This is a genomic window from Pseudoalteromonas sp. SG44-17, from assembly GCF_014164235.1.
Taxonomy (GTDB): domain Bacteria; phylum Pseudomonadota; class Gammaproteobacteria; order Enterobacterales; family Alteromonadaceae; genus Pseudoalteromonas; species Pseudoalteromonas rhizosphaerae.
The window spans coordinates 13,400-26,490 of record NZ_JACJEV010000012.1 but is presented as its reverse complement, the minus strand read 5'-3'; the positions used below and the strand labels follow the sequence as shown (position 1 = coordinate 26,490).

The 13,091-nt window shown below is 39.0% G+C and carries 12 protein-coding genes; 3 read left to right on the top strand and 9 right to left on the bottom strand.

Annotated features, from left to right (window positions below; translation table 11 throughout):
* Window positions 1-298: 298 nt before the first annotated feature.
* Complete coding sequence (locus H5182_RS10575) at window positions 299-772, bottom strand: VOC family protein (protein ID WP_145237712.1); 474 nt, start codon at window positions 770-772, stop codon at window positions 299-301.
* 190 nt (window positions 773-962) lie between these two features.
* On the opposite strand from H5182_RS10575, the gene H5182_RS10570 reads away from it, so the two are divergent.
* Window positions 963-1,574 (top strand): SDR family oxidoreductase, encoded by a 612-nt coding sequence (locus H5182_RS10570; RefSeq protein ID WP_182719510.1) that lies wholly within the window; start codon window positions 963-965, stop codon window positions 1,572-1,574.
* 192 nt (window positions 1,575-1,766) lie between these two features.
* Here H5182_RS10570 and H5182_RS10565 read toward each other — a convergent pair whose 3' ends face one another.
* Together H5182_RS10565 and H5182_RS10560 are read right to left on the bottom strand one after the other, a co-directional pair.
* Window positions 1,767-3,503: a DUF4153 domain-containing protein gene (locus H5182_RS10565; protein ID WP_182759998.1), complete on the bottom strand. Its 1,737-nt coding sequence runs from the start codon at window positions 3,501-3,503 to the stop codon at window positions 1,767-1,769.
* Between the two features lie 58 nt (window positions 3,504-3,561).
* A complete protein-coding gene (locus H5182_RS10560) occupies window positions 3,562-4,260 on the bottom strand; it encodes a tRNA1(Val) (adenine(37)-N6)-methyltransferase (protein WP_182740690.1) in 699 nt (232 codons plus the stop codon).
* A gap of 76 nt (window positions 4,261-4,336) precedes the next feature.
* On the opposite strand from H5182_RS10560, the gene srmB reads away from it, so the two are divergent.
* Entirely contained in the window at window positions 4,337-5,569 is a 1,233-nt protein-coding gene (gene srmB, locus H5182_RS10555) for an ATP-dependent RNA helicase SrmB (protein WP_145237725.1), read from the top strand.
* An 89-nt stretch (window positions 5,570-5,658) separates the two neighbouring features.
* Here srmB and H5182_RS10550 read toward each other — a convergent pair whose 3' ends face one another.
* The gene (locus H5182_RS10550) at window positions 5,659-7,737 is read right to left on the bottom strand and encodes a S8 family serine peptidase (RefSeq protein WP_182759997.1); all 2,079 of its coding nucleotides are present in this window, start codon (window positions 7,735-7,737) and stop codon (window positions 5,659-5,661) included.
* Between the two features lie 470 nt (window positions 7,738-8,207).
* On the opposite strand from H5182_RS10550, the gene H5182_RS10545 reads away from it, so the two are divergent.
* Complete coding sequence (locus tag H5182_RS10545; protein ID WP_182759996.1) at window positions 8,208-8,531, top strand: BON domain-containing protein; 324 nt, start codon at window positions 8,208-8,210, stop codon at window positions 8,529-8,531.
* 241 nt (window positions 8,532-8,772) lie between these two features.
* Here the strand turns inward: H5182_RS10545 and H5182_RS10540 are convergent, their stop codons facing one another.
* From H5182_RS10540 to H5182_RS10520, 5 genes are all read right to left on the bottom strand, one after another.
* Window positions 8,773-8,964 (bottom strand): hypothetical protein, encoded by a 192-nt coding sequence (locus H5182_RS10540; RefSeq protein WP_145237732.1) that lies wholly within the window; start codon window positions 8,962-8,964, stop codon window positions 8,773-8,775.
* A 101-nt stretch (window positions 8,965-9,065) separates the two neighbouring features.
* Window positions 9,066-9,458: a hypothetical protein gene (locus tag H5182_RS10535; RefSeq protein ID WP_182731847.1), complete on the bottom strand. Its 393-nt coding sequence runs from the start codon at window positions 9,456-9,458 to the stop codon at window positions 9,066-9,068.
* Window positions 9,459-9,881: 423 nt separating this feature from the next.
* Complete coding sequence (locus H5182_RS10530) at window positions 9,882-11,891, bottom strand: alpha-amylase family protein (protein WP_182759995.1); 2,010 nt, start codon at window positions 11,889-11,891, stop codon at window positions 9,882-9,884.
* A gap of 298 nt (window positions 11,892-12,189) precedes the next feature.
* Window positions 12,190-12,384, bottom strand: coding sequence for a DUF1289 domain-containing protein (locus H5182_RS10525; protein ID WP_145242920.1), 195 nt, complete (start codon window positions 12,382-12,384; stop codon window positions 12,190-12,192).
* Between the two features lie 109 nt (window positions 12,385-12,493).
* On the bottom strand, window positions 12,494-12,973 hold the full coding sequence (locus H5182_RS10520; RefSeq protein ID WP_182759994.1) for a DUF2059 domain-containing protein: 480 nt from the start codon (window positions 12,971-12,973) through the stop codon (window positions 12,494-12,496).
* Between the last annotated feature and the right edge of the window lie 118 nt (window positions 12,974-13,091).

Here is a 13,091-nt window from a genome sequence, read left to right as displayed (position 1 = left end):
ATCCGAAAAGCCGCTTCCCATATAGCCAGTATCAATCTCCCAGTGAATTTATTAGTAAATATTTATGTAAATTATGACCATGCTAATAAGCAGCAGTCGAGGGTAGCATTTTACTTTAAACACGTCGTAAATATGATTTGCCTTACTAGATGTAATCCGTAACTAGCTAATTTAGAAAAGTGACTGACACGTTTTTGTCCAAAAACGAGTTTGTCTGTGCGTCTGCTCTTCGCTCATAGCTGACTTTCAGATGAAATATAAACCGATTTTTCAAAACTATGAGATCAGCCACTGTAATTTATGCGTCTTCTTCTTTACTGATCAGATCAACCATGCGTTGACTAATCTCGTCATCGCTGAGGTCTTCTTTATGAGTGCCTATTGTCCATACATGGCCAAATGGGTCTTGCAATGTACCGGCCCTATCACCGTAAAATTGGTCATGAACTGGGCGTATTTCTTTACCACCTAAGGCAACCGCATTAGCAAATACGGCATCTACATCTGCAACGTAAAGCATTAAGCTCACAGGCGTTCCGCCAAGCTCATCAGGGCTTTTAAAATGCGCTTCAGGGCACATATCTGAAAGCATAATATGCGAATCACCAATTTTAATTTCTGCGTGAGCAATCCCGCCATCTGGCAGCGGCATTTGCATAATGAGCTGGGCATTAAATACCTTCTCATAATACTCGATTGCTTTTGCTGCACCGTTAATTATCAAGTAAGGAGTAATTGCATGATACCCCTTTGGTATTGCTGAAACCGTCATTTTACGCTCCAAATGTGTGACCTTATTAAATAAAGGTTAGTCGATATCAGCTGAAAGTCAGCTTTACAAAAATGAAAACTAAATACTCTGGTTTAAGTAATAAAGTGGTTCTAGCCCTTTAAAAATAAATATCTCCCCCAAGGTCTATAAACACAGTGAGCAATTTAGCTATTTTTTGAAGGAGTTAATGATGAGCAAAACATTAATCATAGGCGCAAGTGGCCAGATTGGTAAAATAACGACACAGTTACTACTTAATGATCAGCATCAGGTTGTTGCTCTCGTACGTGATAAAAATAAGTTAAGCGATTTAAGCAGTCCCTACCTCAGCGTGACCGAGCAAGATCTCGAGGGTGACTTTAGCCAAGCATTTGCAGGCTGCGAACAGGTGATTTTTGTTGCCGGTTCTGGCGGAAATACCGACGATGATAAAACATTATTAATTGATTTATGGGCTGCGGTTAAAGCCGTAAATTATGCAAAGCAATATGATGTAAAAAACTTTATTATGGTCAGTTCGATTGGCGCAGATGATCCTGATGCAACAGAAAGCGATTTAAAACCTTACTTAGTTGCTAAACATATGGCTGACGAACATCTAATCAATAGCGGCCTAAATTATACCATTGTACGCCCAGGTTCACTTACCAACGACAGTGCTTCATTGCAAATCACCACACAACGGCCAAGTGAACGTAAAGATGCAAAAGTCAGCCGTGAAAACGTGGCAAATGCCTTGTTGCAAGTGGTAAAAACGGCTCCTGGTGACAACCGAATATTTGAGTTATTTGATGCCAATTAAAGCCAGTATCTGGCTGTAATTACAGAAATACCAGGAGCTATAGCAGAATAATTTTCTGTATGCTCCTGCTGTTACTTATCCTAACAATATTTATTAGTTTGGTGATTCAATGTATTACGCTAAACGTTATAGCGTTGAACTTTATATTGAATTACCAACTAATATTTTGAACACTCTGACCTTAAACCCTGTTTAGTAATCAATATTACTCCTGACTTTAAACAGCACATCGCCAATTTTCAAATCATTATATTTGGGTTGTGCAACCTCAATGTTATCTGCATCAATCAGTGTTTTTAGTAATTTAATTTGCTCGGGATTATCGATAGTCATGTATTTTGATTGCCATTGAGTGCCATCATGCAACCACAGATTAGCTTCAGTAGAGTGATTCGATTCATCTATAAATACATAATCGAGTTGTTCATCTTGGTTTAAATCTATGGCGATAAAATAAAATGAATGACTTTTAAGCGGTGTCCAGCGGTTGAAATGTAAGCTCTCGAATACAGCCTGAATTAACTCATCCGAAAACACCTGCTGCCTAGGCCAAAACGTCGAGTGCGTAACAAACTCTGTTATTGATGTTTGCTCGGCTAAAGCCTCAAACTCTGGATTATCTGGGTTGACATACATTCGCTCAATGATCATTGCTTGCTCTGGATGAGTACTTTGAATTTGCGCTTGTAACTTTTGCATTGCAAGATAGCCTTGGCGTCCTAAATTACTTGAGAAGTAATAATAATCAAATTCTTCAATACTCACGTCACCTTCATTTAAGCGCGCGATTTGACTCTCGGTAGATAAACGCTGAAAATTCAAAACTGGCGAGTTCACTAGTAGCATGCATATTAAAATCACTACCCCCATCACAATATTAACTTTGCTTTGCACTTGTTGCCATGCATCGCGCTTTTTAACGATCCCGACTAAATACCCGAATGAAAAACACGCAAGTAAAAGACACACTAAAATAGCCCAGCAACGACCCACCGTGATCCCGTATTGTTCAACTCTAAGCCAAATGCCATAAGCGGCAATCACACTGTAAATTGGTAATAAAGCAATACCAAAAAATACTAACCTGTGTATTACAATTTTATAAGGTCGCTGATCAGCAGCGTATTGATAAACCGTATTCACAAAAAATAAAGTGAGTACCTGTAACCATAAAACTAACGAGCTACCACTGCCTGTTTGCCATAATTTATCTAGCCCCGTAAACGGTAGCGTCGCTAAAAAGCCTAAAGAAATAACCGTAAGTACTGGCAGTAAAAACTTAATCAAGGTTTGCAATAAAAATGAGATGTTATCTTCTATATGCATGACCCCTCTAAAGATCACCGTGGCAAAACCGAACGCTAAGGTTAAAGTTGGGATCCAAAACCAGTCTTTTTTGAGTAGCTCAGAGAAAAATGTAATCTCTAACGCATTAAATAGCGCCGCTCCTAACTGCAAAATTCCCCAGAAAAATAAAACGAATAACCAACACTCTGCAAATAAAATAAAGTTACGCCATGAGAGCTTGAATAATTGGCTATAACTAATTGCTTCATTACCAATCAGTTGTTGGATATACATAAGTGCTTTAAAGCTGGCAATTAAGGCTGTGAATATAAAAATGGCCGTTAAAGCATCGTTATTAACCAGCGCAATAGGGTATTGCTGAGCACCAATATAAGCACCAAGGAGTGATAACAACAGACTAAATGGTAACAAGTAACTAAGCAGTTTTTTAATATTAGCTTGCTCTACAGCAAGTAAAGTCAGTAGCACAAAACTAATGGTAAAAGTAACTAAAGAAAACAACCAAACTGGCTCTGTCGCAGGCCATAGCTGATTTTCAACACTACGATATAACAAAGTAAGAACAATGCCTTGCACTAAGGAAAGTACAAAAATAAAAGGTTTAGGTAGTTGATTATCCATATCTATCACTCAGGTTTTTCATCAGTGTGCGATAAATGTACCTTTTATTCAATGATGATTACATTTTCAAGTAAAAGTCTTTACATAAAGCTATATACTCATCGCTATATTGAGCCCCTTGGCCATGAATCGTTAAACTGGTCAGCTCGCATTCTTGCATCTGATAAGCAAAGCACATTAAGCTCCTGCTCGGCGCTTTAGTGGCAGTAGTTTGTACTAAACAATGGCGCACTAAATACAAACCTTGTAATTGCGCTTGTGCAATAAACAACTGCGCTTCTGGACAAGGTAGGATCACATTTAAAAAAGCATTTTGGTGACAAAGGTGTTTGAATGCCGTGATTAACTCACTAAAACTTAAGCTATCTGTATGACGTGCGGTATTACGAGCTAAGTCCTGCCCTTTTAAACTGGCATTAAAATACGGAGGGTTACTGATCACAACATCAAACTCAGTTGTGGTGGTTACTTGCTGAATAGCTTTTTGCATCAATTTAATATCGGGCCATGGGCTATTTGTAAAATTTTGCTGCGCATCAGCACATGCATTGGCATCAATTTCAACAGCATTAACCTGCATAGTTGGTTTGCGTTGCTTGCACATTAATGCCAACAACCCAGTACCTGTGCCAATATCAAGTAACCGCTGTGAAGTAGTTAAGTCAGCCCATGCACCGAGTAAAATTCCATCCGTCGAGACCTTCATCGCACTGCGCGTTTGCGCTACTTTAAATTGTTTAAACACAAAGCCTGACATTTTTTCACCTTTTCATTCACCAACTGGCGGATAGCGCGTATAATTACCAGCAATTGTCCTCTATTTTTGACACTCTATGCAATTTTCTGATTTTGATATTGATAACAAGATACTACAAGCCGTTGCTAAAATGGGTTACGAAACCCCAACTAGCATTCAACAACAAGCGATCCCTGAAGCGCTGCAAGGCCGTGATATTTTAGCCTCCGCACCAACCGGTACTGGTAAAACAGCGGCATTTTTGATCCCGGCGATTCAATACTTACTTGATTTCCCGCGTCGCGAGCCTGGTTTTGCCCGTGTTTTGATCATGACTCCAACGCGCGAGTTAGCTTATCAAATTCATGAACAGTGTGAACTACTTGCTAAAGGCACTAACCTTAAAATTGGTGTTGTTACTGGCGGTATTAACTACGGTACGCATAAAGAAATTTTTGAAAAAAATAACGATATATTAATCGCCACACCAGGGCGATTAATGGAATATTTAGAAACCGAAAACTTTCATGCCGAAAACGTCGAGATGCTTATTTTAGACGAAGCAGACCGCATGTTAGACATGGGCTTTCGTAAAGAAATGATGCGTATTTGTGAAGAAGCAAAAAATCGTCGTCAGTGCTTTTTATTCTCAGCCACTCTTGAAGGCGATAGCGTTGAACGATTTGCAGAGCAAATTTTAAAAGATCCAGCCCTATTAGAAGCTGAATCTTCACGTAAAGAAAAAGCTAAAATCCACCAATGGGTACACATTGCTGATGATTACAACCATAAATTAGCAATGTTGGTTGAAATACTAAACAGTGAAGACTTAAGCAAAGCTATTGTGTTTGTTAAAACCCGTGATCGCCTAGAAACATTAGTCGGCGAGCTGACCAATGCTGGGGTTCGCGCAGCCTGGTTACGTGGCGAGATGCCACAAGACAAACGCATGAAGGCAATGGAAAATTTCCACAGTGGCCGTACAAGAATATTAGTTGCGACTGATGTTGCCGCCCGCGGTATTGATGTGGCTGATATTAGTCATGTGATCAACTTTGATATGCCACGCACAGCAGACGTGTATGTTCACCGTATTGGCCGCACTGCTCGCGCAGGTAAGAAAGGCATTGCAATTTCGTTAGTAGAAGCCCATGACATTGCAGTATTAGCAAAAATTGAACGCTACATTGAGCTGCGCCTTAAACGCCGTGTTGTTAAAGGATTTGAGCCGCGTCATAAAGAAGCTAAAGCGCCAATCAAAAAACATAAAGATCCGGTAAAAATCAAAGCCCGTAAAAAGGCCAAAGCAAAAGCTAAGAAAAAGAAATAATTCATCTGCTTTGACGCTACATAAAAAGCCGAGACTTATGGGGTTACTTCATATTCATAGTCTCGGCTTTTTAGTTTAATTACCAGCAGCTACTGACAAACTCCTAGGTCTTTCCAAACGGCCCATGCGCTGGAATTATCAGCAGGGTTTGCACCGCGTGTCCACCATTTCGCACTGTAGCGCTTACCATTATAGGCCACCTCTTCGCCAGCCGTGTATACAGCACTTGCACTCCAGTTCGATAAGTCTGTACAGCCAGTTTGTGTGCCATCTGTAACAGTTACTGTTTTAGTTAAGGTATGATTAAGTCCTTGGGCGTCACTTACCGTAAGTGCTACATCATAGGAACCTGCGGCTTGATAAGTATGATTGGGTGTTACGGTATTAGCGACACTGCCATCACCAAAAGTCCAATTATAGGCTGTAACAGCCACATCATCAGTCGATGCATTAGTGAAACTGACAGCCAACCCATTGACACTAAAATCAAAGTTCGCTTTAGGTGCTTGATTAACATCACCGTCATTTTGACAATTACCTTGACGCGACCAAACATTAGAATAAATCGCTGGACTTGCCCCCGTTGACCACCAAGTTGCTTTATATTTAACTTGGTTAAACTCAACCAAATCACCAACACGGTATGACTTTGCTGCATCCCAACTAGCTAAACCATCACAACCGCCAGGAGGATTCGATGAGATAGTCACAGTTTGACTACGCTGATTTGTTTGTCCTATGGTGTCAGTTACTTCTAAAAGGACTGTATAATTACCTTCTGCAGTATAAGTATGAATAGGGTTTTTAGTATTCGATGAATTGCCATCGCCAAAACTCCAGCTATAACTGCTGATCCCTTTATCATCCGTAGAGGTGTTATTGAAAGTAACCTGTTTATCATTTACGTTTGCACTAAAACTTGCAACTGGCACATTATCCATGCCACTACCACCACCGCAGTCAGATTGTGCTAAATAATCATAGGCATCTTTTGCTTTAACAATACCAAAACCGTATGAGGTATCCCGCCCTTGTGCGCCACGATCTTGCGCAGTGGTATTTAAAGCATCACGAATTTGTTGATTACTACAGTTTGGAAAGTGACTCCAGACTAATGCAGCTACACCAGATACATGCGGTGTTGCCATGGAAGTACCACTTATACTCTTATACCCGCCATTATTCCATGTTGAGTTAGTACCAACGCCTGGCGCTGCAATTTCAACCTGTGAATTATATTGTGAGAACGATGCCTTATTACCATTTCTATCAACTGCCGCCACAGATATAACCGCATCATAAGATGCAGGGTAACTTAACGAGCTATTCGCATCATTACCTGCAGCTGCAATATGCAACATACCTTGCGAATAGCTATTAGCAAAAGCTTGGCGCTCAGCATTAGATGATTGAGGCCCCCCCAAACTCATACTGGTCACTGTTGCCCCAGCGGCTTGACATTGACTGATAGCTGCAACAAGGTCAGAACCATATGCCCATCTTCCTTGGTCGTTAAATACCTTAACAATGTGTAAACCCAATTGGCCCGAAGAATTAACCCCAACAACACCCTGACCATTTCCACCTAACGCTGCAATAGTACCCGCAACATGTGTACCATGGCCGTTACCATCGTTATACCAATTACCTGTATCATTAGCGCCATAACCATCACTGCCAGTGACGCCTGTATTTGGTAAGTCAGGATGATTTAGTGTGTAGCCAGTATCCATAATACATACTTTTTGACTGCCAGTTAGGTTATCTGAAAGTTGTTGAGCTTGAACCATAGTAATACCATATGGGGTGCTTTCGGCCATTAAATAACGCTTTGGATCCACTTCTATACTGGCTACATCGCTACTTTGTAATAAACGAGCTTTTTGATCCGCCGTTAAAACCACCGCCATTGCGTTAATATCAGGCAAGCTTTGTAGTACTTCAACATTAGCTTGAGTAGCAACATCGCTCATCAAGCTTACTTTAATATTATTAATCTGCGCTTTACTTTGAGCAAACGCAGTATGTAGAGCAGTCGTTTGCTCAGATAAATGCACAATAAAACGCTCTGACTCTACTTGCTCAGCGATTGCAGAACCAGCTGTTGATAACAAAATAGCACTCGCTAATGCCGTTATTTTGAATGTTGGGGTTTTCGACGCTTTCATTTAAAAATCCTTGGATGTTAGTTTAAAGAGAATTGAATTAACAAATAATTCACATCAATTTAATAAAAACACCTAAAGACAACGCTGTCAATAAACCGAGTACAGTTGTTTATCCATAGAAAGTAGAGCAATTAATCTATTGTAATTAAAGAAAATATTTTTAATTAGATGGCTATACAGTAACTAAACCACATGCCTTTGATTTACTTGAGCTCAATGATTTTTGTAAAATAAATGTTACAGGTAATTTTTATATCATATTGTTCTAAAAAAACAAAAAAAGGAACAAATAAATCTAAAGTAATTAAAAATTACCGTATTTTTTACTCAGTTGAATGTAAAAAACTCCTAAATAGTTTACAAAAATTTTAAATTATCAATATATTTCAATGACTTAATCTTGGAATGAATATTGTAACACTAGGGTTACTAGTCACTAAATAAATATAATAGACGTTATGGGAGGAATCATGAATCGCTTCAAATTAACTATGTCATTAGTATGCTGTATATTTTCACTCGCCTGCACAATACAAGTCAGTGCGGCCACCAGCACAATTATGATCAGCAGCGTTTCTCCTCAACCGACATTACAACAGACTATAATTCATAAACTGCGCAGCAATCCAAACCTACACCTCTCGCAACTACAAGTGCACGTTAATGGCAACAAAGTAGCCCTGTACGGTATAACCGAAACCGGCTTTGAACGCGCACTGGCACAAAAGTTTTTAGAAAATACCCAAGGTGTGGCAATTATTGAAAATAAAATGCAGGTTAAAGTAGCTAGATAGAAGATTAAAAATTGATTTGCAAGGCTCTACTATTTAAAGACAAGATAAGCATTACTGTGCTTGCTCAACATATAAAAACATCACCAACACACCGCAATGCACAATAAGGTATTTAATAGAAATAGAACTGCTTTGTTGTGTTATCGCTAGTGCAATTAAACTCACTGCTGAGTTTAATTGGCAATTTTATGCGTTTAACACTAATGTGAGAAACACTAATCTCCAGATGAATTTTTATGATTTACTCAACTGCTTTAATTTTAACGATACCAAACTTAATGAGGCCAAAATATCCGATCTCGGCAGCTACCACTACAGGCAGAACTATTTTTAACCAATAGTTTGGTGAACCGTAAAACATCGCCAGTATAGTCACTGCAATAGATGAAATAATTAGGGCTGCAATACCGCCACTAACCTTATCAATTCGCACTGGCTCCTTACAATTTGAGCACTTTACTTTCAAGGGATTCATGGTGTTTAAAACTGCCATAAAAGAAATACTGGCACTACAATTATTACACTTACTCATTACTAACTCTCAGTTGGTTTAATAAAGAAATCTTTGGCATCGCTAAAATACAAAGCCCATGCAGCGAACAATGGATATATAGCTTTATTTATAATATTTGAAAATGAAAAAACAGCGTTACTTTCTAATGAAACGATAAGTGAATCACCCGCATATAAAAATACGTAAAGAAAAACTACAGAGAAAAACAAATGTAATCCTTTTGAATTTCTTTTAAATATTTGCCACATAGCAATTATTTGGATCGTAACAGCAATTGACCAAATAACTAAACTGATAATACCTAAAGTTGGGTCATCAGAAATAAACACCAGTAAAGCTGATGCGATAAAAGGCCAAAGACCATAACAAAAGAAACAAAGGATAACTGTTCCATAAACCATGATTTCTTTCATCCAGATACCTTAATTCCCTTTAAAATATATTGCCGCGCGCAACAGCGAACAAATCTACGCAGAGGAGTGATTGTCTAGCCCAAATGACATAGCTAACTAACTCATTGTATACAATTTAATAATGCCTAAGTAAGTTATATTAAACCACTCAACTTATAGCACTTATACATTATTTAAAAGCTAACGAGTATTTAGAATTACTCTTTCTATTCAAACATCAAAAAAGAACTAACTTTATTTACATTCAATCACTTAATCAAGCATTAATAGTAAATCGTAATTAGATAACTGTTTATCTAATTTGCAGATACGCAAAGTTACTAATGACCATAAAGCTCAAAATTCATTTTGGCAATAATAGCGACTTACAAATCCCAGCTAAACGCATACTTATGGTTTAGCTGGGATTTATCTGTAATAAAATTAGAAATTGCGTATTTCTACCGTTGAATTATTAAACTCAAATTTATTAATTTTGCCGCATTGAGCAACATGATTAGTACTAGCATAAGGGGGGTTTGCTTGCGCGATATTGCCCTCCCAGCCCTGACCATTTTTAATAAACGCTTTTACCTCAAACCATCCATTAACCGCTTTGCTGCAATCCATATCAACATCAAGCAGCCAATAATGTTCACCCCAAATATTCAGTGGTGTAACACCAAATCCATCATTAGCAACGGTTTTTTCTGCTCCCCAAGTTGCTGGCCAAATATTAGTTGTCCAATCGGTTGCGGTCCCTTGCGCCTCAATACTTTGGCCCGTTTCAATACCATACCAATCTAGGTAATTATCGTTTGCTTTCCAAGGACTGGTAGTGGCACTTTGCAAATTATTATGGCGAATTGGCATAGCACATTCAAAGTTGCTTGTTTGGCAGTTACGCCCAAGGTTTGTGTTTGCATAAACATGGTCAATCCCGCCGCGAATAAACATATCTTGGCCAGTTTGCGTTTGTGCGTTAATAAATATCACAGTTCGCTGCCAATCACTCTGAGGATCAGGGGTTGAGTTAGTGGTTAACTTGGCATTTTTATGAATAGCCATTGCATCCCACGCGGCTACATTTAAGTTTATAGTGCCATTTGCATTAACAGTAATAACTTCACCAGTACAACTTGTTGCATCATTAGTCAGCGCTCCTTTTAGCACGTTACAGTATTGCCCTGGAGCCATATCTGTTTGCACGGTAGTATTGAGTGTTGAGCCTTCTTTATTAATGGCAACATGCCCTGAACTTCCTCTACCAAAGGCTATTTGATTGTTAGTATTATCCCACCAATTGGTTGTTGCCCAGTTATCAGCCGTATTATTTCTAAAATCTACGCCACCTGCAATGTATGCCCAACGATGCTCACATTGCCAATTACTCGCAAAGCATTCTAAATTACCGTTGTTATGCACAGGTACGCTTGGACCACCAGCATCTGTGTCACCATGATAGTCGTAACTAGACATTACTTTTGGATAACCATACGGGTAAGCCAACATAAATACGTTTGCTAAGTCGTACAAGCGGCCATCTTCAAAGGTAATTACATTACCGGCACCACCATGACCGCGTTGATTATCATGATTATCTACAAATACTACAGCTGATGCACTTGGCATAAACCCCCACCCTTCACCAAAATTACTTAACCATGCGAGCGAGCCATTTCTAAAGGTATTGCCAAGTTCAGTGCTGTATTTAAACTCCGTAACTAAACCTGACGCTAAATACTCAGAGGCACCAACAGCCTCGCCACCTTGATCAATTACTTCTTGAAAGACCACTGGCGAGCCATTCACTTTCGCCATTAAACTTTGAATATCACTGGCTGCAACATGTTTAGAGGCATCAAACCGAAACCCCTTAACACCAATGGCTTGTAATTCATTAATGTAAGCCGCTAATGTGTTTTGGACATACGTTGCAGCGGTATCTAAATCTGCTAGTCCAACTAACTCACAGTTTTGTACTCGGTAACGATCGTTGCCGTAGTCAGAGCCATTAATGGTGCAACTGGTGTGAAAGTCTTGTGGGCTATAAATTGGGTATTGTTTATTACCATAGGTATTACCAGCGGTACCTGTACCACTGCCTGCAGCCATATGATTGATTAAAGTATCTACATAAATATCAACGCCAGCGGCATTACAGCGATTAACCATATCAATAAACTGCTCGCGGTTACCGCCTCGGCTTTGCAATAGGTAACTGACAGGTTGATAACGCGTCCACCATTGGCTGCCTTGTATATGTTCATTAGGTGGCGATATCTGTACCGCTGCATAGCCTTTAGGTCCTAGGTATTGTTCACATTCGAGGGCTACATCTTGCCAGTTCCATTCAAATAGATGGACGAATGTTGTTGGTGTTGCATTTGCAATCGACGTAGCACTTAGGGCAATGCTTAGCCCAATAGTGGTTACTATTTTTTTAATTTTCATTGTGTGTTCCGTTGTATTGTCAAGTAATAGGCATTCTATATTTACAAATAATTAACAATAGAGAGGTTCTCACAAAATGAAAATTGAATACGTATGCAATCAAAAATTCAAAAACACCATCGATTATGGATGCTTAGCCAAATGCAGTGGTACGAGTATATCGCTAACTTATTCTTTGTGTGTGTTGGAGTGTTTATTAACGGGCAGTACAGAGCAGTAAAAACTAGTATACGGTTTTTATACTAATCTTGAAATTTGGGGTTAGCTTTTTCAGACTGCAGTTTGCTCTACAAAGTGATTATTTATGTTGCGCGTTTTTGCGATTTTGGCATTCATTAAGAACCTGCAGCTTTTGTGCAGGACTTGCACTGTGCCACGCGAGAATTTCATCAAGGGTTCTAAAGCAACCGATACAGGTATCGTTTTTATCCAAACAACAATGCCGAATACATGGGCTACTTGGTTCTTCATTGCTCACTTTAATGTTATTCATTAATTTTACCTTCGACTTTACTTATTAGACACTAGCCTTAGTTTTAGCTCGTGTCTAATAAGTGCAGTAGATAATCGGCTAGCGATAACTAAACTATGACCACTGCCTTTTACTTGTTTTGATGCTTCGCCATAAATGGTTGCAGTCTTTCAAGCAGTAGGCCTTGTTTTAACTGCCCTTCTTGCATACCTAACTGCGCACCTATTTGCATCAATTCTGGTGATTTAGCTAGAAACTTTTGCCCTGTGGGTGTTTCATAAAAGGCGGTTAACTCATTGATTTCTTTGTCAGTGAAATTCTCTGAGTAGACTTCAACCAATTCAGCTAAAATTACTTGCTGATCAAAATCATATTTAAACCAATCTCGGTAAATATTTTTCAGCTCTTCTTTCGCCGCTGCATCCAATTTTAACTGTGCCGCCATTTGCTCAATAACCGGCAACATAGCTTCAAAACCACCGGTCATCTGCTTATCCATGTCCATTACTGAGAACATTCTTTCAACTGGGCTGGTTGCTTGCTCTTCTGCATAACTGAGGTTGGTTAATATTAATAGTGAAAACGCACATATTGATAGGAGTTTTTTCATTGTAATTTCCTTATACAGGGATAAATAAACATGCACTTATCTTACTCTTATTGTTGCTGTCTATCAGTAGAAAACTTAATACTGGTAAATATGCGCAAATCAACAACTGTATTACCAG

Excerpts from the sequence above, each read along its gene's own strand:
- H5182_RS10575 (WP_145237712.1), bottom strand. The coding sequence starts at position 772 with ATGACGGTTTCAGCAATACCAAAGGGGTATCATGCAATTACTCCTTAC.
- H5182_RS10570 (WP_182719510.1), top strand. The coding sequence starts at position 963 with ATGAGCAAAACATTAATCATAGGCGCAAGTGGCCAGATTGGTAAAATA.
- H5182_RS10565 (WP_182759998.1), bottom strand. The coding sequence starts at position 3,503 with ATGGATAATCAACTACCTAAACCTTTTATTTTTGTACTTTCCTTAGTG.
- H5182_RS10560 (WP_182740690.1), bottom strand. The coding sequence starts at position 4,260 with ATGTCAGGCTTTGTGTTTAAACAATTTAAAGTAGCGCAAACGCGCAGT.
- srmB (WP_145237725.1), top strand. The coding sequence starts at position 4,337 with ATGCAATTTTCTGATTTTGATATTGATAACAAGATACTACAAGCCGTT.
- H5182_RS10550 (WP_182759997.1), bottom strand. The coding sequence starts at position 7,737 with ATGAAAGCGTCGAAAACCCCAACATTCAAAATAACGGCATTAGCGAGT.
- H5182_RS10545 (WP_182759996.1), top strand. The coding sequence starts at position 8,208 with ATGAATCGCTTCAAATTAACTATGTCATTAGTATGCTGTATATTTTCA.
- H5182_RS10535 (WP_182731847.1), bottom strand. The coding sequence starts at position 9,458 with ATGAAAGAAATCATGGTTTATGGAACAGTTATCCTTTGTTTCTTTTGT.
- H5182_RS10530 (WP_182759995.1), bottom strand. The coding sequence starts at position 11,891 with ATGAAAATTAAAAAAATAGTAACCACTATTGGGCTAAGCATTGCCCTA.
- H5182_RS10525 (WP_145242920.1), bottom strand. The coding sequence starts at position 12,384 with ATGAATAACATTAAAGTGAGCAATGAAGAACCAAGTAGCCCATGTATT.
- H5182_RS10520 (WP_182759994.1), bottom strand. The coding sequence starts at position 12,973 with ATGAAAAAACTCCTATCAATATGTGCGTTTTCACTATTAATATTAACC.